This is a genomic window from Mangrovibacterium sp. (assembly GCF_041596335.1).
GTDB lineage: Bacteria > Bacteroidota > Bacteroidia > Bacteroidales > Prolixibacteraceae > Mangrovibacterium.
Genome location: NZ_JBFHIT010000015.1, coordinates 56,658 through 79,029 on the forward strand (window position 1 = coordinate 56,658; position 22,372 = coordinate 79,029).

Below are 22,372 nucleotides of genomic sequence, written 5' to 3' on the forward strand. Positions count from 1 at the left end.
ACACTTGCTTTAATAACCATTTTCATGGGTTACCAGGCCAAGCAAGTTGAAATGTCCTATGAATATGCTCAGCTTCTCCCTAAAAAAGACAGCGCCTACGTTGATTACCAACGCTTTCTCGATATTTTTGGTGAAGAAGGCAATTTAATTGTCGTTGGTATCGAAGATCCTGACTTTTTTAAATTGGCTCATTTTCGAAAATGGCAGGAATTAAACCGCGAACTAAAGCAAATTGATGGCGTCGAAGATCTGATTTCGGTTTCAAGTTCATACAACCTGCACAAAAATGCAGAGGAACGTAAGTTTGAAATGTACAAGGTATTTCCCGAGGAAATCACCTCTCAAAATCAGCTCGATAGTTTGGCGCAAAATTTTAACAGCCTGCCTTTCTATCATGGATTGCTCTACAATTCGGAGACCCAAGCCTATATATTGGGCATCACGGTCAATAAAGATAAGATGCACTCCAAGTTGCGCGAAAAGTTAATTTTAGACATTAAAGAACGCTGCGACCAGTTTTCGGAAGAAACGAATCTGGAAATACACTACTCCGGGCTACCCTACATCCGGGTAATTACTTCCATCCGTATCAAAAAAGAAATTTACTTGTTCAGTGCGCTGGCGATGCTGCTTTGTGTCATTGTACTGTTCCTGTTTTTCCGATCCGTTAAAGCGGTTATCATTCCATTGAGTATTGTGCTAACAGGGGTAATCTGGGCTGTGGGAACCATGAGTTTACTAGGCTATAAAATCACCCTCTTAACCGGAATGATTCCGTCACTGCTGATTGTCATTGGGATTCCGAACAGTATTTACATGCTCAACAAGTACCATCAGGAATTCCGTGCACATGGCAACAAAATAAAATCACTGCAACGAGTCATTATCAGAATCGGGAACGCGACATTCCTGACCAACCTGACGACAGCTTCCGGTTTCGCCACGTTTGTGATCACGAACAGTGAAATACTGCGAGAGTTCGGCTTGGTCGCGTCGTTGAATATTATCGGCTTATTTTTCTTGTCAATCCTGATGATTCCGTCGATTTTCAGCTTTTTGGCACCCCCTAAGGAAAAACACATCCAACACCTGGACAATAAAGCAATTCGCCGCATCATCGACAAACTGGTGGAAGTTACTTATCACCACATTAAATGGGTTTACGCTTCGGCATTTATTGTTTTACTGGTTGGGATCTACGGCATAACACTGATTAAAAGTTCGGGCTACATGGTCGACGATATCCCGGAGAGCGACGTCATTTATAAAGACCTGAAATTCTTCGAAAAGCAGGTTGACGGCATCATGCCGCTCGAAATCATTATCGACACCAAGAAGCCCAAAGGCGCCATGAGTCTCCAAACCTTCCGGCTGGTCGATCGTCTGGAGCATCGCTTACTTAAATACAACGAGCTTTCTCCGTCTCTTTCATTGCTAAACACGTTGAAGTTTGCGAAACAGGCATTCTATAACGGAAAAGAAAAATACTACAGCATCCCGAGCAATCAGGAGAAAAATTTCATCCTCGCCTATGCTAAAAGTTCAACCGGAGAAGGCGGTTCGGGAATTGGAGCTCTCCATTCGTTTATCGACAGTACCGAACAGATCACCCGAGTGAGTATTCGCATGAAAGACGTTGGCACAAATCGGATGGAACAGCTGTACGAAGACTTTAAACTGGAAGTTGATTCCATCTTTCCTCCTGAAAATTACGATGTAACAGTCACCGGCTCAAGTGTAACCTTTTTTAAAGGAACTCAATACCTGGTAAAAAACCTGTTTTCGAGTCTGGCGCTCGCCATCTTCCTCATTTCAGCTTTTATGGCTGTCATGTTTTACTCGTGGAGAATGGTGCTGATGTCGCTGTTACCAAATATTTTACCGCTGATATTCACAGCCGCCATTATGGGATTTACCGGCATTCCGATCAAAGCGTCCACCATTCTGGTATTCAGTATCGCATTCGGTATTTCAGTGGATAATACCATTCATTTTTTAGCCAAATACCGACAGGAACTCACCATCACAGGCTGGGACATCCAAAAATCGGTACGGATCGCCCTTCGTGATACCGGCGTGAGTATGATGTACACCTTCGTGGTACTCTTCTTTGGATTTGGGGTATACAGCATATCACAATTTGGAGGAACAGCAGCCCTGGGGGTTTTGGTTTCACTCACCCTGTTGGTCGCCATTGCATCGAACCTTATTTTGCTCCCCAGCTTATTGATTGGCCTGGAACGCATGATGACGACGCGCTCATTCAGAGAACCGCTACTCACGATATACAACGAAGAAGAAGATATTGAGCTGGATGATTTAATTATCGAAGGGGAAGAAAGCGAGCCAACAAAAAAGACCGCAGACACTAAAAAAGAAAACTAAAAAACATACTTCAGATGGATCGGGTAACAGCACTACAAAATCAATTGTTGAATCACTTGGCTGCAGAAGCCGAAACTATTGGAAAAATCTCCCCGCTGAACTTATATCATCCGATTGAATACACCCTCAATATGGGAGGCAAACGCCTTCGCCCGTTGATGGTTTTGCTAGCCAACGAACTATTTGGTGGCAAAGCCGAAGACGTTATGAACGGAGCACTCGCGATTGAAATTTTTCACAACTTCACGCTGCTACACGACGACATTATGGACAAAGCCGAAGTACGCAGAAACAAACCGGCTGTCCATAAACAATACAACGAAAATATCGCCATCCTATCGGGTGATGCCATGTCGATTATGGCCTACCGATACCTATTAAAAACCAAAGCAGCAAAGCTGCCGGAAATCATCAGCCTGTTTACCGAAACCGCAATTGAAGTCTGCGAGGGGCAGCAATACGATATGGATTTCGAAGAACGACAGGATGTTAGTGTTGAAGAATACCTGAAAATGATTCGGCTGAAAACAGCCGTTCTGCTGGCTTGCAGCTTTAAAATGGGTGCATTGGCCGCGAACGCTTCAGAGCATGACGCTGAAAATATCTACCAATTCGGCATCAACCTCGGACTGGCTTTTCAGCTGCAGGATGATTTGCTCGACGTTTATGCCGACCCGGAGAAGTTCGGGAAGCGAATCGGCGGCGACATTGTTGCCAACAAAAAGACCTTCCTGCTTATCACCGCATTGAAACGAGCAAATGAATACGAGAAAACCCAACTAAACGACTGGCTGCAAAAAAGCTATTTCGACGAGCCTGCCAAAATCGCCGCTGTAAAAGCGATTTATGAATCAACCGGTGTTAGAGAGATCTGCGAAGCAGCTATCAAAACCTATTACGACAAAGCACTATTTTCGCTGACAAACATAGAGGTTGAGCCAACAAAAAAGCAAAATCTGCTCTTTTTAGCGAAATCAATCATGGGTCGTGAACATTAAAATACAACAATCGTTAGTTGTGCTAGAATAACAACAACGTTTCAAACCGAAAATAATCTTGTTTCACAATGCCGGTTTTTGTAATTTCCGGCAACACAGGAATAAACTATATAACATGGATCAAAATACTGGTAAAGTCGTTCAGGTGATTGGACCTGTGGTCGACATAAGCTTCGACCGGGAAGGCAGCAAACTCCCTAAAATTTACGATGCGCTCGAGATCGTTCGTCCGGGCACTACAAATTTGGTTGTTGAATGTCAGCAGCACATTGGTGAGAATTCTATCCGTGCCATCTCAATGGATTCAACCGACGGTTTAAAAAGAGGTCTGGAAGTGATTCAAACCGGAAGACCAATCACCATGCCGATTGGGGAAATTGCCCTTGGGCGCTTGCTCAACGTAACCGGCGACGCGGTAGACGGATTAAAACAACTCCCGAAGGACGGATTACACATACATAACAAACCACCAAAATACGAAGACCTGACAACCGAAACAGAAGTTCTCTATACCGGGATTAAGGTAATCGACCTGATTGAGCCTTACGCAAAAGGAGGTAAAATTGGTTTGTTCGGTGGCGCCGGTGTCGGAAAAACAGTACTGATCCAGGAATTAATTAACAACATCGCCCTTGCACACAGCGGATTATCGGTATTTGCAGGTGTTGGCGAACGTACCCGCGAAGGAAACGACCTGCTTCGCGAAATGATCGAAGCCGACATTGTTGACTATGGCGAGGAATTCAAAAAAACAATGGAAGCCGGTGGCTGGGACCTGACCAAAGTAAGCGAGGAAAGCTTAAAGAAGTCGAAACTGGCTCTGGTGTTCGGACAAATGAACGAACCGCCCGGTGCTCGTGCACGTGTAGCTTTATCCGGATTAACCATCGCTGAAAGCTTGCGCGATGGCGACGGTTCTCCAGGCTCAGGAAAAGACATCCTATTCTTTGTTGACAATGTATTCCGTTTCACCCAAGCCGGTTCTGAGGTGTCAGCCCTTTTGGGTCGTATGCCATCGGCAGTGGGCTACCAACCAACTCTAGCCAGCGAAATGGGTGAGATGCAGGAACGAATCACCTCAACCAAAAACGGATCGATTACATCGGTACAGGCTGTTTACGTACCTGCCGATGACTTGACCGACCCGGCACCTGCAACAACATTTGCCCACCTGGACGCAACGACTGTGTTGAGCCGTAAAATCTCGGAGCTGGGTATTTATCCGGCGGTTGACCCACTGGATTCAACCTCCCGGATTCTAACTGAAGATATTGTAGGAAAGGAACATTACACCTGCGCGCAACAAGTAAAAGAAGTTTTACAGCGCTATAAAGAGCTGCAGGATATTATCGCCATTCTGGGTATGGACGAGCTTTCGGAAGAAGACAAACTGGTTGTTCACCGTGCCCGTCGTGTGCAACGCTTCTTATCGCAACCATTCTTTGTAGCCGAACAGTTTACAGGCCTTGAAGGTAAATTGGTCTCAATCGAAGATACGATCAAAGGTTTCAATATGATTATGAATGGTGAAGTTGACCAATACCCGGAAGCTGCCTTCAACTTAGTTGGAACAATCGAGGAAGCCATTGCAAAAGGTGAAAAAATGCTGGCCGAAGCTACGGTCTAATCATTAAATCGAACGCTATGTTTCTTGAAATAATTACTCCGGAAAAGAAAATATTCAGTGGTTATGTGGAACTGGTCAGAGTTCCGGGGGTTAAAGGAACCTTTGAAATCTTGACCAAACACGCTCCGATTATTTCCAATCTGGAAAAAGGACAAATAAAAATCGTTGAATCAATGGGCAAAACAAGCTATGTTGAAATAGCGGGTGGTGTTCTTGAATTACAGAATGATAAAATAATCGTGTTGGCCGAATCGGCCTAACCACATGGTATCGAGTCTAAAAGAAAAACCTGATGGAGTTTCCGTCAGGTTTTTCTTTTTTTAAGGCATCAGCCGGAGTCAACGACTTAGCACACTCACCATACGTAGCAGCGCTTCTTCCAATGTGGACCTGGTACAGCCCAAATTCAACCTCATATAACCACTACCGTTTTTCCCAAACTGGACGCCTTTGTTAAAGGCAACACCACCTTCAATTAAGGTCTTATTCAATTCTTCGTCCGTTAATCCCAAAGCCGAAAAATCAATCCATGCCAGATAAGTGGCTTCCAGTATCATCGGCTTGGCTTGCGGCAAATGCTCTTTCAGGTAGTCTACCATAAAGTTGAAGTTTCCCTGCAGATACTCCATCAACTGCCTGCGCCAATCCTCACCCTTTGTAAAAGCGGCTTCAAGCGCCAGATGCCCAAAAATATTCCCCATATGCAAATGGGGTACACTTAGCGTGCGCTCGTAGCGGGTAAAAAGTCGTTTATTCGGAATAATCAGAAACGAGGTGGTTAAGCCGGCTGTGTTAAATGTTTTACTCGGAGCCATACAAACCACACAGTTTTGAGCTACTTCGTCCGAAATGGTTGCCAAAGGCGTATGGGTATATCCATCGAACACCAAATCGGAATGAATTTCGTCGGATACCATCAATATATTGTGCTCCAAACACAAGTTTGCCAAAGCTGTCAGCTCCTCGCGCGACCAAACCATTCCACCCGGGTTCTGTGGATTGCAAAGCAAAAGCATCTTGGTCTTTTCGCTGATCTTGCTTTTCAAGTCGTCCAGATCGAACGTATACCGGCCCTCTTCCATTTTTAGCGGGTTATCCAAAACAACCCGCCCGGTTCCTGTCACCGATTCGAAAAACGGAAAATAAACCGGTGTTTGCACAATCACTTCATCACCTCGCTGCGTAAAGGTCTCAATCAATAAGTTCAATCCAGCCACAACCCCGGGACTGTAGGAGATCCATTCTTTTTGAATCCCCCAATCATGGCGACTCTTCATCCAGTCTGCAATTGCCTGAAAATACGAATCTGCCCGGAACGTATAGCCCAGCACTTCGTGCTCCATCCGCTGCCTCAGAGCGTTCATTATGAAATCGGGCGTCTTAAAGTCCATATCAGCTACCCAAAGGGGCAACACATCAGCATTGCCAAAAAATTTCGCCCGGGCATCATATTTCAACGAGTTCGTTCCTTCTCGCTGCACCGGCTCATCAAAATCATATTTCTTCATTGGTCGTATTTGATCGCTATAAATTTATAAATCAATTTTTCGCAGGTAATTTCGTCCATTCTCCTGCTCCACTTTCAACACAAAATTGAACTTGCTTAAATCCAGACAAAGTTCAAAATCAGCTTGCGGCGCCCATCTTTGCTTCTCGGCATCGAAGAACCGAGCTCCAGGGCCAAAACGCAGACTATGCTTCATCTGTTCAAAGTCAACCGGCTTTTCTTCAAGCTTAGCTTTAATATACTCGGCAAGGAACGTGTCCTCATCTGTTGGAGCACTACACGCGTACCCCATACATACCAGCGACAGATATTCGGGTTGTTTTTGCTGAATATACTTAATAATAGCACCGGCATTTACAAAACTCCCGGTTATTAGCTCATCAGCCTGTGTGGCATTGGCAATCCCCTGTGTACCCGAACTGGTAGTGTGAACCATGGTCTTTCCGGCCAGATTTAACCGTAATAATTGCGAAGGCGAATTGCCACAGTCAAACCCTTCAGGTTTCTGTTCGTTCCGTTCGCCAACCAATAAATACTCCGGATGCTGATCCTTCAACTGATAAGCTTCATCAATCTTCCCAACCGGATAGATTCGCCGGACCCCATGATCGAACGCGTAACAGGCTACCGAAAAGGCACGAAACACATCAATAATAACGGTAAGCCCCCGAGCACTCCGGGCACCTTCCAATAATTGTAAAATTTCTATCTGCATCGATTATTTAATCATTCTGTTAAAGCTATCCTGCATTCAACGCCTTACCAATTGAAAACAGAAAGGGTAAAACTAGCATTCATTCCCTGAAAAGAGTATGCTAAATGGCAATAATTCGGCTTGTTTTTGAAATATCCAGACTTAAGTGGGTTCAATCAAGGCTATCGGACACGAAATTCTTTTCAATCCAGAAGAGAATCACACAAACGATGCATTAAATCGAAACTGAAGCGCCCCTCGGAATACTGACAGAAATCATGTTTTTCGAGATTAAGACCTTATTGTGTTAATTACATGTTAACTTATAAGACTATTTTTCGACATATCAAATTTTAATTTCGATATACTATATCTATGACCACGAACAACCTTCCCACTCCATCTACCTCATCTACTTGCCCTTACGACACTTTCTATTTTCAGTGAAAACACACTTCATGCTGAACAGCATATTTTTAACTTAGCCTTAACGTGTGTTTTGCAGCATGTTTTTGATTCGTCTCTATCTTTGTAGTGTGATTAATGATTAACAATTTAAAATTACAACAATGAAAACAATGAAAACTTTTATCGCGATTTTTGCCTTAGTAGCTTCGGCAAATGTAGCAATGGCTAGTGGTAACTTACGGGTTGACATCCTGCCTATTAACACAGAACGTGCAGTTGTGGCTATTTCAAGCAATTCAGCTTCTCAATATGAAATCAGCATTAAAGATGCCACAGGAGAAGTAATTTATTATAAAGAGACTGAAGGCACAACGAGCGACTACCGCAAAATTTTTGATTTCTCAAAACTGGAAGCAGGAGATTATAGTGTAGTTGCTTCAATCAACGGTGAAACAAGTGTTCGCAACTTTACTATTGGACAAGAGATTGCCGTTGGTAACATGAGCTATGTAGTTGATCCTGTTTTTTCATTTGACGAAAACATTCTGCGAGTGTCGTTCCTTAACTACCCCGGCGAAGAAGTTAGCCTGCATGTTTACGACGGAAACGAGTTGATCTATTCAAAATCAATTGAAAATTCTTTTGCAGTAAACGAAGGCCTGAACCTTTCCAAACTGGCCGGAGGTAACTACCAGGTTGTATTAGCCACTGCAAACGACGTATTCGACTATTCAATAAGTAAATAATTCAGAGTGCGGAAGCCAACTCCCATCGCGGGATGAAGACCAAATTCAAGATCTGAACGGTTTGGCTTCAGGCACATAAGGAGAGAATATGAAAACGAATTTAAAAATTGTCAGCTTTATCGTGATCCTGATGATTTCGGGAAAGCTAAGCTTTGCCTCCGGAACACCAAAGGTAGAAATGAAACCGCTGATCGGGAAAAACGCTGTTTTGCAGATTACTGACATGCCGGAAACGAGTCTTGAGATTACCATCAAGAACAAAACCGGCGAGGTAATCTACTACAGCGAAACCGAGAGCGACTCGGCAGGCTACCGGAACGTATTCGATTTTTCAGAATACAAACCGGGTGTTTACGATCTGATTGTCTCGAACGGCAAACTGGTAACCGAACGTGAGTTTACAGTTGCCGGAAACGTGGTTAACCTTGGAAACATGCAAATGAATAATAAGCCATTCTTTGCATTTAACGACACTGACCACATTGTTCGAGTTACTTATTTGAATTATCCGGGCGAAAAAGTTAAACTGAAAGTTTATGAGGGGAATGAACTGATTTATAACAAAGCATTGGATAATTCATTCTCAGTAAACCAAGGACTAAACTTATCTAAACTTGCTGCGGGTCAGTACCAGATTGTTCTGGCCACCGGAAATAAACAATTCAATTATCCGGTTGTCATCAGATAAACAAGAACTTAAAAATGAGATTCATTCCAATGCGGTTATCGAAAGAAGCCGCATTTTTTTTGTTTTAAACCGAAGTTACTTTTAACTTCCGAATCTTCTCCCTGACCGTTCCTCGCTCAGTGAGTCGGACAATAGCGAGAATAGCTGCGGCAATTAAACCCGGTTCTGTCACCGCTTTCACTATTTCGCCAATGCGCATGTCGCGTTGTTTCAAGAGGCTCTGTTTGTCCGCTTCGGCCCCAGTGAAATACTCCCCGGCAAACTTCCAGGCTCCATCGCGAGCCAGTTTCATACTAAAGTCTACCAAGTAATCATCCACTTTGCCGGTTAGTTTTAGAATGAATTTCAGGTAGGGCCAAACCAACGACAAATTATCCTGCACTTCGTGCACCAGATCAGACAAGATGTCGTTGATCCGGTTAAAATCGTCGTGCAAACCGTCCAGCTCCTTATCTTTCGAAATTTCAGCGGCCGCAATCCCCAAATCGTAATTGATGTGCGCATTCATCCCAACCAGCAGATGCTGCAATACGATGGGCCAGTATTCCGGAGTCAACTCAAAAGCCTTCTGCCACGAAACCGACATCTCCGTTCCTCTTTTGTAAGCTTCCCAAGCATCAATATAACGCATGGCAAACAAAACATCCAACTGCTCCATTCGCGGACCATTTTCAAAATACCCGTTGGCAATTCCTTCCTTTACCTTAATCGTTACTTTTTTGTACAACGCTGCAAAGTAACCGGCAGGATCGTTATTTGCTTCTGCATCTTTGATTATCAGATCCAGCTTTTCAATGACCTGGTCAATGGTTTTCATCAGGTATAAGTTTTTTTTGAATCAACAGTCTGCCCGCTGCTTCGGTTCACTTCCCAACAGGACGGAGATCCAACTCCAGGCAACTTGCCGCAAAAAAGAGGGTTTGAACAATAGAACGTAATCCGCAGGATTATGGAACTGATCCTGAAACGTGTTCGACATGAATACCATTGAGGGTTTCACTTAGAGTGAAGCCCTCAATTTATTCCACAAGAAAAACCACCCCGACACGGCAATGGCTTTCAAATATTCAAACATTGTAACACCCTCATTAAATGTCATTGAGGGTTTCACTTAGAGTGAAGCCCTCAATTTATGCCACAGAAAAAGCCATCCCCAAAACGGAGATGGCTTCAATATATTGAGTTGATTTACTCGTTAATCAAGTCTTACGACTAGTCTTCGTGTGCTGCGATCAAAATCTCAAGGATTTTTTTACCGGCAGCAGCAACGCTTGAACCAGGTCCGAAGATGGCAACAACGCCGGCATCGTAAAGGAATTGATAGTCCTGAGCAGGAATTACACCACCGGCAATCACCATGATGTCTTCACGACCCAGTTTTTTCAATTCGGCAATAACCGCAGGAACCAATGTTTTATGACCGGCAGCCAATGAGGAAACACCCATTACGTGAACGTCGTTTTCAACAGCTTGCTTGGCAGCTTCTTCCGGAGTTTGGAACAGCGGTCCCATGTCTACGTCGAAACCAAGGTCGGCATAACCTGTTGCAACTACTTTCGCGCCACGGTCGTGTCCGTCCTGACCCATTTTGGCGATCATGATACGAGGTTGACGGCCTTCCAATTCAGCGAATTTCTTCGCCAGCTCCTGAGCTTCCTGGAAGGTAGCATCGTGTTTACTTTCTGCTGAATACACTCCTGAGATTGTTCTGATTACAGCTTTGTAACGTCCGCAAACTTTTTCGCAGGCGTCAGAAATTTCACCTAATGAAGCACGTTTTTGTGCTGCTTTAATCGAGAGGTCGAGCAGGTTGCCTTCGCCTGTTTCGGCGCATTTTGTAATGGCAGCCAATGCTTGTTGCACGTCTTCTTCGTTACGCTCGGCACGCAGTTTTTTCAGGCGCTCAATTTGTGACAAACGCACTGCAGTGTTGTCAATTTCCAAAATATCGATCGGATCTTCTTTTTCCAAACGGTATTTGTTAACACCAACAATTGTTTGCACACCGCTATCGATACGACCTTGTGTACGGGCCGCGGCTTCTTCGATACGCATTTTAGGCACACCTGTTTCAATTGCTTTAGCCATACCACCCAGTTTTTCAACCTCTTCGATCAAGGCCCAGGCTTTGGTATACAACTCTTTGGTCAATGCTTCAACATAGTACGAACCGGCCCATGGGTCGGCACCACGACAAACTTCAGTTTCCTGTTGAATGTACAATTGCGTGTTACGGGCAATACGAGCCGAGAAGTCGGTTGGCAACGCAATCGCCTCGTCGAGCGCGTTGGTATGCAACGACTGAGTGTGACCCAAGGCTGAAGCCATAGCTTCGATCGCTGTACGGCCAACGTTGTTGAACGGATCTTGCTCTGTTAACGACCAACCCGATGTTTGCGAGTGAGTACGCAAAGCCATTGATTTTGGGTTTTTCGGGTTGAACTGTTTCACCAATTTCGCCCAGATCATACGTGCAGCACGCATTTTAGCGATTTCCATGAAGTGATTCATTCCAATTGCCCAGAAGAATGACAAACGAGGAGCAAAAGCGTCGATGTCCATTCCGGCATTGATACCGGCGCGAAGGTATTCCAACCCGTCGGCCAGGGTGTAAGCCATTTCAATGTCGGCAGTAGCACCGGCTTCCTGCATATGGTAACCCGAAATAGAGATCGAGTTAAATTTCGGCATATTTTGAGACGTAAACTCGAAAATATCAGCGATGATCTTCATTGAGAATTCCGGTGGGTAGATGTAAGTGTTACGCACCATGAATTCTTTCAGAATGTCGTTCTGAATAGTTCCTGAAAGTTGCTCCAATGTTGCACCTTGTTCCAAACCCGTTACAATGTAGAAAGCCAATACCGGCAATACAGCACCGTTCATGGTCATCGACACGGACATTTTATCCAATGGAATTTGATCGAACAGGATTTTCATATCCAGAATCGAGTCGATCGCCACACCAGCCTTACCCACATCACCCACTACACGAGAGTGATCGGAGTCGTAACCACGGTGTGTTGCCAGGTCGAAAGCGACAGAAAGCCCTTTTTGACCGGCAGCCAGGTTACGGCGGTAGAACGCGTTTGACTCTTCGGCAGTTGAGAAACCTGCATACTGGCGAATTGTCCAGGGTTGCATGGCGTACATTGCCGAATAAGGTCCGCGAAGGAAAGGAGGCAAACCGGCAGCATAATTCAGGTGCTCCATACCTTCCAAATCCTCATTGGTGTAAACTGGCTTCACCGGAATTTGCTCCGGAGTCACCCAGTTCTTCTCAATTTTGTTTTCAGCAGCCCAAGCAGCAGCATCCGCTTTTGCCTGTGCCTCTTTTATATTGATATTTTTAAAATCTGGTTTCATAATGTAAATATTTAAACGCGAAGACGCCAAGGCGCCAAGAATTAGTTAAAATAGTTATTGACTTTTCGTTTTATTCCCTGCTTAAATAGCGGGACATTAAAATTGATTAAGTAACCAAGTTTCATATTTGCCAATTTCAAATAGGTAACTAATTGCACTTCGTGTATTGGCATTAGCACCTCAACAGCTTTAAGTTCAATAACTACTGCATTTTCAACTAGCAAATCAATACAAAACTGTTTTTCCAAAACCTTTCCTTTAAAAACAACCGGCAGCATAACTTGCCGTTCAACCTTCAAGTTCAGGCTTCTTAACTCTTCAAAAAGACAGACTTCATAAACCGACTCGAGTAAACCAGGTCCAAGTTCACGATGCACTTCATAAGCGGCATGCACAATTTCCTCCCCAATTTGCTCGTACTCGAATTTCGAAATCATCCTTTGCGTCTTTGTGTCTTTGCGTTCTGATTAAACAATGTTAAGCTTTGCGTTGTATGCAGTCAAGTCTTCCAGCAAGTTACTCTTCACGTGAATGAAGTTTTCAATGCCTTTCGCTTTCAACTCATCGGTGCAGGCAGGAGCGCCGGCAACAACAAAGATCGCTTCTCCTTTAATTGCATCGAAAGCAGCAGGAGCCAGAGTAGCATATTCATCATCAGAACTACAAAGCACTACGATATCGGCACCGGCAGCTTTAGCAGCAGCCACACCTTCTTCGATGGTAGCAAAACCGTTATTATCTTTTACCTCGTAACCGGCAACAGCAAAGAAGTTGCAGGCAAACTGGGCACGAGCTTTACGGAAGTTCAGGTTACCAATGGTCAACATGAAAGCTAACGGACGTTTCCCGGCTTTGGCAAATTTATCGGTTGCCAAACGTAAACGTTCAAAAGCCATTGCTCCACGGTAAGGTTTCAATGTTTCAATTTCGGCATCTTCAGCGGTCAGGTCGATCGCTTCGAAAGCTGCAGCATCAATCTCTTTTGTCATCGCTTCGGTAAAATTCGGGAATTGGTTGATCCCCAGAATATTTTCACGACGGGTAGCCACATTCAAGTCGCGTTTTGCCGCCATTTTTTTCACTTCAGCCTGAATAAAACTTTCTTTGGCAGCAGCCACGAAACCTCCCTTATCCTGAATTGCCAGGAACAACTTCCAAGTCTCGTCGATAATTGAAGCGGTCAACTCTTCAACATAGTATGAACCGGCAGCCGGGTCAACGATTTTGTCGAAGTGTGATTCTTCTTTTAACAACAATTGTTGGTTGCGTGCAATCCGATCGGAGAATGTAGTTGGCTCTTCGAAAATCGCGTTAAACGGAAGCACTGTAATTGAATCGGCACCACCCAACGCGGCACTCATGGCTTCGGTTTGGGTACGCAACATGTTTACGTAAGGATCATAAATCGACTTGTTCCAGCTTCCGGTTTCCGCGTGAACATACATTTTGCAGCTTGCATCGCTTTTGGGCGCGTAAGCTTTTACAATTTGAGCCCACAACATACGTCCGGCGCGCAACTTGGCGATTTCCATAAAGTAGTTCGCGCTAACGCTGAAGTTGAATTTCATCTTCTCGGTAGCAGCATCAACCTCGACACCGGCTTCAGTTAAAGCCGACAGATATTCAGCTCCCTGAGCCAAAGCAAAAGCTAACTCCTGAACAACTGAAGCACCCGCATTTCCGTAGTTTTTCGCATTTACAGCGATCACCCGGTATTTTGGCATTTTAGCTGATCTCTCAATCAGGTTTTTCACTTGCTCAACTGAACCGTCAAAGCCATTTTTCATGCGGCCGTAAAGAAGGAAGTTTCCGAATGGGTCGCAAGCGACTGAAGCCACAACGTTTTTAAGATCCCATTTTCCGGCCAGAACGTATTCGGCAAATGCTTCAGCAATTTTATTGACATAGCATTTGGCAACAAAGTTAACTTCGACTGATTCCAGACAAATGTTTTCGAGCAACACTGCCATGTCGTCTTTGCTAACATTGATACACTCATTAAAAACAAAGCCCAACGAAGTCACACCTTTCATCAATACTTCCAGTGCTTTCTTGTTGGCCTCGTTTAAATCTTTCACAATGATATTCTGGCGAACATACCAGTCATTGCTGTTTGTCTTGTTTCCCCGTACAAACGGAAACTCACCGGGAAGTGTATCCAGATAGTTTACTTTTGCCAGGTCTTCCTGACGATAAAACGGTTGAACGGAAAAACCTTCGTTTGTCCTCCAGACCAATTTGCGGTCGAAATCTGCGCCTTTCAGGTCAGCAACTACTTTTGCCTTCCATTGTTCAGCGGTGACAGGAGGAAATTCTTCAAAAAGTTTGTTATATTTTTCTGCCATAATGTAACTGTTAAAAAATCAGTTGCCAAAATTAGTGGTTTTTATGGAGAGAATTCCGCTAATAGCAAAGTTTTTAACAGCTTGCTAACAAAAGTCAGACTTTGATTTTAACGTATTCAACTATCAATATTCATGCATATTTAAAACCAGTGATGCCGATTGAAATCAACCGGCATAATGCACTGAATAGCTGACCATTACTCATCCTTATTTAAGACACACAAGTCTTTTAATCAGTCTTCTCCACCAAACATGTTGTATTAACCATTTGTTAATATTGAAACACTAACGCAAACCAACACAGAACGATCGATGAATTTAAGACCGCTTGCTTCATTTACGGGTTGAATTCAAAACTTGATCGAAACTTTAAACCAATTTAAGTGCCTGACCGGTAGAACCGATCTCATGAACTTTGGTCAAAAAGATCGATTTTTGCAAAATAAAACCGATTTTAGAAACTGATTTCCTAATTTTAAAAACGAGAACTATCGGTATAAAACAAATGAAAAACAGGATTACAAAGCGATTTAAATTAATCATCTTTCTGGTCGCCATGTTAGTATCTGCGAGTTGCCAAAAGACTGAAGGCCCCACCGAACAGATCTTTCAATCCTGGGAAGTAACAGGTTTTGTCTCAATAGAATCGATAACCTACGCGAAGTCTGATGATACTCCAATCATTCTGACACTAGACGCAGGAAACACTTACTCACTCCAACTGAACACAAACTCATGTGGCGGTGATCTCCTCAAAATCTCCGGTTTGTCGATCCAGTTTGATCGCCCGACCTGCACCGAAGCCTGTTGCGACAGTCCTTTTGCCGAGCGAGTCGTTGAACTACTTCCTTCAGTTTCCATGTATAAAGTGGAGGACAACACGCTCCGTCTTTCAATTACTGACTGGGGATTTATCGAATGTGAACTCGTGGAGAACTAAAGCGTTTCCTTTTTTATTTCGTCTGCCTTTTCGTTTCGGCTTTATATCGGGCTTCTTCAATTTCCCCGACTGCAACAAATACTGAGAAACAGGCAAAATAACCCGCTCATAATCATTGAACCCGTCCTCCAAATTATTCCACTTCAGAAAGCAATCGGCCACTTGGGTGAACCAATGCAGCTCGTCAGTGTTCGTATTCTCCGGCAATTTTCCGTTCGATTTTCCCCGCCGATACATTTCACCATAGCCGGCATCGAGTAAATGACGGATTAAAAACACGCGTGCCGCCTGCTGCAAAACGGGCGAATCGCTTTCATAGCAAACCAGCCAGGCATAGAAGTTAGCCTCCGACTCGCCCGCAATTCCATAGCGATGTGCCAGCTCGTGTGCCAGCAAAAACGGATATTCCTCGGGCTGACACAATCGACTGACATGCACTTCGTTGAACAGATAGCCGAAATAACCATAGACCGACGAACGAGAAAGCATCCCTTCAGCCAGAGCGACCTTTGAGCCCGGCTCACGTTGAAAATACGGAAGCCCCATTTGGTTCGACAGCCGATAACAAGCCCGGTCCACCAGCGAATCGACATGCGACCTGATCAATGCTTCGGGTTCAAACCCGGTTCCATTGGCTTCTTTTATCAAGCTTTGAAAAACCAGCTCATACTGCTCCGAACGAATACTGTCTTGTTGCAGGCCAATCCGATCAAAGAGATTGGTGCGGAAATAGTTGAACCCCCAAAGCCAGAAGAAAGAACAATAAGCAAAAGCCACCAGATTAACGAGTGCAACCAACATGTATTTCCACTTTATCCGACCACTTACGGCTAAAATAATCAGCAGAGCTACACCTGCCAAAGCACTCAGCAAAAGAAGGTTATAGAGCGAAAAACTGAACAGATCGCTGAACCGACTCAACCCCCGGGCCACATACGGATAAAAACCAATGGAATAATACCGATTGGTGAATACCGGATGAGCAGCAAACAAACGGGTAAGACCAAAGCAGATGACGGCTAGCCACAGCATTAAAAATCTGATCCCAAATAAAAGGCGCCATAATTTGCGTTTCCCATTCATATGCTTTATCCCGCAACGATTGAATGAGACAAAACTACCCAAAAACAAATCACGCTGAATCGTCGACATTAAATTTATCCAACATGTCAATCCTATTCAGCTTTCACTATTTTTATGGGCGATTAAAACAACGAGCATATGCATATTCATTTTATAGCTATTGGCGGTAGTGCCATGCACAACCTGGCCATCGCCTTACACAAAAAAGGGTTTACAGTAAGCGGGAGTGATGACGAGATTTTTGAACCTTCAAAAAGCAGACTGCAACAACATGGTTTGCTGCCTGAAGCCTATGGTTGGCATCCCGATAAGATAACGAAAGAACTTGATGCCATTATTTTGGGCATGCACGCTCACCCGGATAATCCGGAACTAGCCCGTGCCCGCGAGCTCGGTCTGAAAATTTATTCGTACCCCGAGTACCTTTACGAACAAACAAAGGATAAAACGCGGGTTGTGATTGGCGGCTCGCACGGCAAAACATCGATTACCTCGATGATTATGCACGTATTAAAAACCAACCGGGTAAATTTTGACTACATGGTTGGAGCTAAACTGGAGGGGTTCGACACCATGGTTTCGTTGAGTCACGAAAGCAGAATTGCCGTTTTTGAGGGTGACGAATACCTCTCCTCACCCATCGACCGACGCCCAAAATTTCATTTATACCACCCCCACATTGCTTTGCTCAGCGGCATTGCATGGGACCATATCAATGTTTTTCCGACCTTTGAAAACTACGTTGAACAGTTCCGGATTTTTGTAGACCAAATTGAAAAAAATGGCTCATTAATTTATTACGAGGGAGATGAAAACCTGCAGAAAATTGCTCAAAATATTCGAACCGACGTTGCAGCAATGGACTACCGGGAACACCCATCGGTTGTAGAAGACGGGACTACCTACCTAACTTTTGGCGAGCGCAAAATCCGGCTTCAGGTATTTGGCGACCACAACCTGCAAAATATTTCGGGAGCCAAACTGGTTTGTAACAAACTGGGGATTAGCGATGAAAAATTCTACATGGCCATGAGCAGTTTTAAAGGAGCAGCCCGACGACTCGAGGTTTTGTCGGAAAATAAAAACTGCACTGTTTTTTATGATTTTGCTCACTCTCCATCTAAATTGAAGGCAACGACCGAAGCGGTGAAAAAGCAATTCGAAAACCGCAAACTTATTGCCGTAATGGAGCTGCACACCTTTAGCTCGCTGAAAAAGGAATTTTTGCCGCAATACGAAGGATGTATGGAGGCGGCTGATGAAGCCTATGTTTATTTCAACCCGCTAACACTGGAGCATAAGCGACTGGAACCAATATCCAAAGAGCAAGTCTACGAAGCTTTTGCCAGCCAAGGCTTGCAGGTTTTCACCGACTCGGATGAGTTGTTCCAACTCCTTCAATCTAAAAATTGGGAAGACAAAAATCTGTTAATTATGACTTCGGGGAATTTCTCGGGGAAAAACGTGCAGGAAATTGCCGACGCTGTTTGCAATAATCCGGTTCGTTTTGGCCGCGACAAATGGCTGCAACACCCCGATGGAATGACAAGTTGATCGCCTCCCGGGCAAACAACCCCCAACGAACAACAACGCCATCTTACTTGACGGATAAACAACTAAAAAGCAGGCTTTGACTCCCATGCGGAACTCAAAAAGCCTGCTTTTATTCTATCGTTCAAAATAAAACAAAAACCCAAACTAATTTTTATAGAAAGGCAAAACCAGTAGTGTATAAATTGTACATCCGGCACAAAACGCGATGGCAAACTCAAGACCGGCAAAAAACACCAGAATACCGGCGACTACTTTCGACGCCGTGTATAAATCGAAAACGAACAAACTAATAATCGCCAACATCATTGCAAAGCCCATACGAGCTGCAAAAATTTTAGGAGCCTTGTCAATTTTCTTCTCCGGAAGATTAAAAACACGTGTAACCCAATAGGCAGCACAACTCAAGGGGCTAAACTTCATTTTTGTAAACGCGCGAATTCCAAAATCGGCCAGCAAAAAAGTGAAAACCATCACCGACTGCAATGCAAAACCAACAATCACCATCAACATAACCAACAAAGCAGTAATTCGTGGTACCTGTTCGTTGATACGTTCGGTTGAAATGGGACAAAATATATTCTTCATACTAAATTCTTTATCGGACAAATATATCTTTATTTCTCAAATTGCATCTTTATTTACTTTCTATAACAGCCGGATTTGATTTTTTCTTCATATTAAACGAGAATATTTTTGAAGTTTGAATGGCAATTTACCGGGGATTTGTAGATTCGTGCACACCAAATAACATCGGAAACTAAAATCGACTATGACTAAATTTTTCCGTTCTGCAACGGTCATTTTTTCGCTTTTCCTTTCTGCATCGCCCATCCACGCGCAAGGACTGGCGAAATTTCTGAAGGCACAAAAAAGTATCCAGTTCGTGGAAGAAATTCCGGGCCATTCGTTTTTTCAACACAACTATATAATCCGTGTGCGCCAGCCTTTGAACTATAAGGATACCCTTGATGGATTCTTTTTGCAGCGGGTATTTGTAGCCGAAAAGCACAAGAGCAGTCCAACCGTATTTATTACAGAAGGCTATGCGGCCGACTATGCCAAACGCCCCGGCTATCAGAATGAACTTAGTGAACTATTACAGGCAAACCAAATTTGTGTGGAACATCGCTATTTTGGAGAATCATCGCCCGATTCGGTCGTATGGAAACACCTTACCGTAGAGAATGCGGCGAACGATCACCACCGGATTGTGCAACTGCTAAAACCCTATTTTGAAGGAAAATGGCTGAATACCGGAATCAGCAAGGGCGGACAAACAGCATTGGCGCACCGCTGCTTTTTTCCGAATGATGTTGACCTGACCGTCGCCTATGTTGCACCTCTGAACTTCGGAGTCGAAGATGGGCGACACGAACCCTTTCTGGAAAAAGTCGGCTCCGACTCCTGTCGATCTGCTATTCTCCGGTTTCAACGCGAAGTATTAAAACGCCGTGACGAAATAAAACCACTTCTCCAAAACTATTGCAAAACCAAAGCTTGCCATTCTAAGCTACCTTACGATCAGCTATTGGATTTTGTAGTACTGGAATACCCTTTTGCTTTTTGGCAATGGGGGCATGCACCCGGCGAAATACCAAACTCAAAAGCGACTAATGAGGCTCTTTTTCAACACTTAAGCAGCGTAAGCAAACCCGACTATTTCACCATTGAAGGAGCAAAACCGTATGTGCCGTTTTTTTATCAGGCTGCGCACGAGCTCGGCTACTATGGGTACGATACAAGCACGTTAAAATCGCTCCTTTCGGTACAAACCACCAAAAATTATCTCAATCAATTTATGACTCCCGAAAACACAAAGGTCGCCTATCGCCCGGAGACCTCTCAAATGGTAGATGAATTTCTGAGAACCGAAGCCCGGAACATCATCCTAATCTATGGTGAAAATGATCCCTGGACAGCCTCCGCCGCGACGATCAATTCGCATCCATCCAATATTAAAATTGTAGCACCTGCGGGGAGTCATTTCACCCGAGTAAAAACCCTTCCTCCCGAAGTCAACGAATCGATCATTCGCCAAATTCAGGTTGAAATGAAAAAATAAACCTCCGATTAGCCCACACGAACACCTTTTTGCCTTTTATACAACATATATGATCAACAAAAGTTATCCAGGGATAAAATCGTTCGGAAAGGAACTTTTTAGCATTTTTACCGACTGCTTGTTAAAAGTTGTTAAATACATAAGCCACTACAAAAAAATATAGCCCCATGTCCGCGAAACCAATCGAGAGAAGGAACTTCATCAAACTGCTTGCTGCCGGAATTGGGGGTACACTTTTGCCATTAACTTCAATAGCCGATCTGCCTGTAACGGGCGAAGTAGCCGGCCCCGTGAAATTTAAGCTGGGCAAATCGGAGTGGATTTTGCACAACGACGGAACGTTCGATTTAATTGCCGGCCCAATAAGGCTGAGGAATTGTCGCCCAACAATTGACGGACAAAGCATTTTTGTACGCAACACCTTTATGGGCGACTCCCCAAAAGGGAAACGGATTATTTACGAATTAAACGGCAACAGTTTTGTCATGCTCGATCTGAAAATCAACAATGGCTCGCTGTCGGTTGGTGCAGAACTGAGCAGCATGTCGCGCGCTCCGTTCTATTTCTCGCCGCTTGGAGAAGCACGGCTCGAAGGTGTTGACCGCTTTTACAAACAAGGCCTTGGACAAGGTGGGCCATCCGGCCTCTACGATATTCAAGCATCCAGTCGGCAGGAATGGGGCAATGTTGCAGGCGAACAGGCCTGGTCGTATGATTCGTACCTGACAACCGCCCTTCTATCAACCCAAAACGACACACTAGCCTTCAGCGCTTACGAACATTCCGACTTTATTCAGAAAAGCGTTATTTATAACCGTCCCCACCGGAAAGGCCTACACGATCGTTACGCCGACAAGGAACATGTATTTTTCGAAACGGGCTTTGTGATGGAAAACATCCCGCTGCAAAACGATTTCATCAAACTGCCTGACATTTATATCATTCAGGGGAACTCACCGTTTCCGACACTTCAGCATATAGCCTGGAACATTTCGGAAAACATGGTTGCCCGCAAGGATACCAAAACCAGTTACCACTGGAACTCCTGGTATGAATATCAGGATAAGTTTTCGTTCAATCAGCTGAAAGAAGTCTTACAAGGCCTGGACAGCATTAAACCGAAGATTCCTTTGCAGACCATTCAGATTGATGATTGTTACTGCACACTTGGTGATTGGCTCGAAACGAACGAACGATGGCCTAAATCGATGGAAGATCCGGCTCGCGAGATTTTCCAGCGCGGCTATCGAGCCGGTATTTGGTTAGCTCCTTTTGTGGTTGACCAACGAAGCAAACTATTTAAAAACCATAAGGATTGGCTGATTCGCGACTTGGACGGTGAACCGGTTCGGGAAAGCGATTTTCGCGACGGCAACTACTATGCGCTCGACGGCAGTCATCCGGAAGTTCAGAAATACATTGCCCGCGTTTTCCGCACCCTCCGGAAAATGGGTTACACTTTCTACAAAACAGCTTACTTGAATTGGGGGCTGAAAGATAGCTCAAACATTCGCCGGTACGACCGCGATAAAACCTCCGTTCAAATTTTGGTTGATGTACTGAAAATCATCCGCGAAGAGATCGGGGCAGGTGCCTACTGGATGGCCAGCAACGCGCCCTTTGCCCCACTGATTGGCTTTGTTGATGGCATGCGGATTTCGGCCAACGTGGACAGCGACTGGATGCCGGGCGGCATTGGAAACATGTTTCAGGAATCGTATAACTGCCAATATTTCAACAATGTGTACTGGCAAAATGACCCTGACACCATTTTTCTGCGCGATGTAAACAACAACCTCAGCGCGGTGGAAAAAACAAGCATTGCCCTGTGGAACGGAATCCTGGGAGGAACTGTAAATACGTCCGACCGCTTTTCAACCTTAACTGAAGAACAGCTCAATCTCTGGCGGTTTTTGCAACCCCAAGACCGGCCGCAAAGTGCTGTTACACCGTTGTGGAGTATTGAGGA

18 protein-coding genes are annotated in these 22,372 nt (G+C 44.4%); 10 read left to right on the forward strand and 8 right to left on the reverse strand.

What is annotated here, in order from left to right; translation table 11 throughout:
• Nucleotides 1-24: 24 nt before the first annotated feature.
• The 4 genes from ABZD21_RS07570 to atpC all read left to right on the forward strand — a co-directional run bounded on the left by ABZD21_RS07570 (nt 25) and on the right by atpC (nt 5,270).
• Nucleotides 25-2,385: an RND family transporter gene (locus tag ABZD21_RS07570; RefSeq protein ID WP_372774083.1), complete on the forward strand. Its 2,361-nt coding sequence runs from the start codon at nt 25-27 to the stop codon at nt 2,383-2,385.
• 14 nt (nt 2,386-2,399) lie between these two features.
• Complete coding sequence (locus tag ABZD21_RS07575) at nt 2,400-3,383, forward strand: polyprenyl synthetase family protein (RefSeq protein WP_372774085.1); 984 nt, start codon at nt 2,400-2,402, stop codon at nt 3,381-3,383.
• 115 nt (nt 3,384-3,498) lie between these two features.
• Complete coding sequence (atpD, locus tag ABZD21_RS07580) at nt 3,499-5,010, forward strand: F0F1 ATP synthase subunit beta (RefSeq protein ID WP_372774087.1); 1,512 nt, start codon at nt 3,499-3,501, stop codon at nt 5,008-5,010.
• Nucleotides 5,011-5,027: 17 nt separating this feature from the next.
• On the forward strand, nt 5,028-5,270 hold the full coding sequence (gene atpC, locus ABZD21_RS07585; protein WP_372774088.1) for an ATP synthase F1 subunit epsilon: 243 nt from the start codon (nt 5,028-5,030) through the stop codon (nt 5,268-5,270).
• Between the two features lie 78 nt (nt 5,271-5,348).
• On the opposite strand, the gene ABZD21_RS07590 is transcribed toward atpC, so the two are convergent.
• Both ABZD21_RS07590 and ABZD21_RS07595 read right to left on the reverse strand, forming a co-directional pair.
• Complete coding sequence (locus tag ABZD21_RS07590) at nt 5,349-6,518, reverse strand: MalY/PatB family protein (protein WP_372774090.1); 1,170 nt, start codon at nt 6,516-6,518, stop codon at nt 5,349-5,351.
• Between the two features lie 24 nt (nt 6,519-6,542).
• Complete coding sequence (locus ABZD21_RS07595) at nt 6,543-7,232, reverse strand: 2-phosphosulfolactate phosphatase (protein WP_372774092.1); 690 nt, start codon at nt 7,230-7,232, stop codon at nt 6,543-6,545.
• A gap of 548 nt (nt 7,233-7,780) precedes the next feature.
• Here ABZD21_RS07595 and ABZD21_RS07600 point away from each other — a divergent pair.
• Nucleotides 7,781-8,365, forward strand: a complete 585-nt coding sequence (locus tag ABZD21_RS07600) for a hypothetical protein (RefSeq protein ID WP_372774093.1) — start codon at nt 7,781-7,783, stop codon at nt 8,363-8,365.
• A gap of 88 nt (nt 8,366-8,453) precedes the next feature.
• On the forward strand, nt 8,454-9,053 hold the full coding sequence (locus ABZD21_RS07605; protein WP_372774095.1) for a hypothetical protein: 600 nt from the start codon (nt 8,454-8,456) through the stop codon (nt 9,051-9,053).
• A gap of 64 nt (nt 9,054-9,117) precedes the next feature.
• Here ABZD21_RS07605 and ABZD21_RS07610 read toward each other — a convergent pair whose 3' ends face one another.
• From ABZD21_RS07610 to ABZD21_RS07625, 4 genes are all read right to left on the reverse strand, one after another.
• Entirely contained in the window at nt 9,118-9,870 is a 753-nt protein-coding gene (locus tag ABZD21_RS07610; protein ID WP_372774096.1) for a DUF5995 family protein, read from the reverse strand.
• Between the two features lie 395 nt (nt 9,871-10,265).
• Nucleotides 10,266-12,419, reverse strand: a complete 2,154-nt coding sequence (scpA, locus tag ABZD21_RS07615) for a methylmalonyl-CoA mutase (protein WP_372774097.1) — start codon at nt 12,417-12,419, stop codon at nt 10,266-10,268.
• A 41-nt stretch (nt 12,420-12,460) separates the two neighbouring features.
• Nucleotides 12,461-12,856 carry a GxxExxY protein gene (locus ABZD21_RS07620; RefSeq protein WP_372774098.1) on the reverse strand — a complete coding sequence of 132 codons (396 nt, stop codon included), beginning with the start codon at nt 12,854-12,856 and terminating at the stop codon, nt 12,461-12,463.
• A 30-nt stretch (nt 12,857-12,886) separates the two neighbouring features.
• Nucleotides 12,887-14,764 (reverse strand): methylmalonyl-CoA mutase family protein, encoded by a 1,878-nt coding sequence (locus tag ABZD21_RS07625; protein WP_372774099.1) that lies wholly within the window; start codon nt 14,762-14,764, stop codon nt 12,887-12,889.
• A 505-nt stretch (nt 14,765-15,269) separates the two neighbouring features.
• Between ABZD21_RS07625 and ABZD21_RS07630 the strand changes: the two genes are divergently transcribed.
• Nucleotides 15,270-15,704 carry an META domain-containing protein gene (locus ABZD21_RS07630; RefSeq protein ID WP_372774100.1) on the forward strand — a complete coding sequence of 145 codons (435 nt, stop codon included), beginning with the start codon at nt 15,270-15,272 and terminating at the stop codon, nt 15,702-15,704.
• On the opposite strand, the gene ABZD21_RS07635 is transcribed toward ABZD21_RS07630, so the two are convergent.
• A complete protein-coding gene (locus ABZD21_RS07635) occupies nt 15,657-16,736 on the reverse strand; it encodes a DUF3810 family protein (RefSeq protein ID WP_372774101.1) in 1,080 nt (359 codons plus the stop codon). The genes ABZD21_RS07630 and ABZD21_RS07635 overlap by 48 nt on opposite strands.
• Nucleotides 16,737-16,925: 189 nt before the next feature.
• On the opposite strand from ABZD21_RS07635, the gene murC reads away from it, so the two are divergent.
• Nucleotides 16,926-18,341 (forward strand): UDP-N-acetylmuramate--L-alanine ligase, encoded by a 1,416-nt coding sequence (murC, locus tag ABZD21_RS07640; RefSeq protein WP_372774102.1) that lies wholly within the window; start codon nt 16,926-16,928, stop codon nt 18,339-18,341.
• Between the two features lie 144 nt (nt 18,342-18,485).
• Here murC and ABZD21_RS07645 read toward each other — a convergent pair whose 3' ends face one another.
• Nucleotides 18,486-18,926, reverse strand: a complete 441-nt coding sequence (locus tag ABZD21_RS07645; protein WP_372774103.1) for a DUF4395 domain-containing protein — start codon at nt 18,924-18,926, stop codon at nt 18,486-18,488.
• A gap of 184 nt (nt 18,927-19,110) precedes the next feature.
• Between ABZD21_RS07645 and ABZD21_RS07650 the strand changes: the two genes are divergently transcribed.
• Together ABZD21_RS07650 and ABZD21_RS07655 are read left to right on the forward strand one after the other, a co-directional pair.
• Complete coding sequence (locus tag ABZD21_RS07650; protein ID WP_372774104.1) at nt 19,111-20,403, forward strand: S28 family serine protease; 1,293 nt, start codon at nt 19,111-19,113, stop codon at nt 20,401-20,403.
• Nucleotides 20,404-20,570: 167 nt separating this feature from the next.
• A partial coding sequence (locus ABZD21_RS07655; protein ID WP_372774105.1) for an alpha-galactosidase occupies nt 20,571-22,372 on the forward strand: 1,802 nt, incomplete at its 3' end.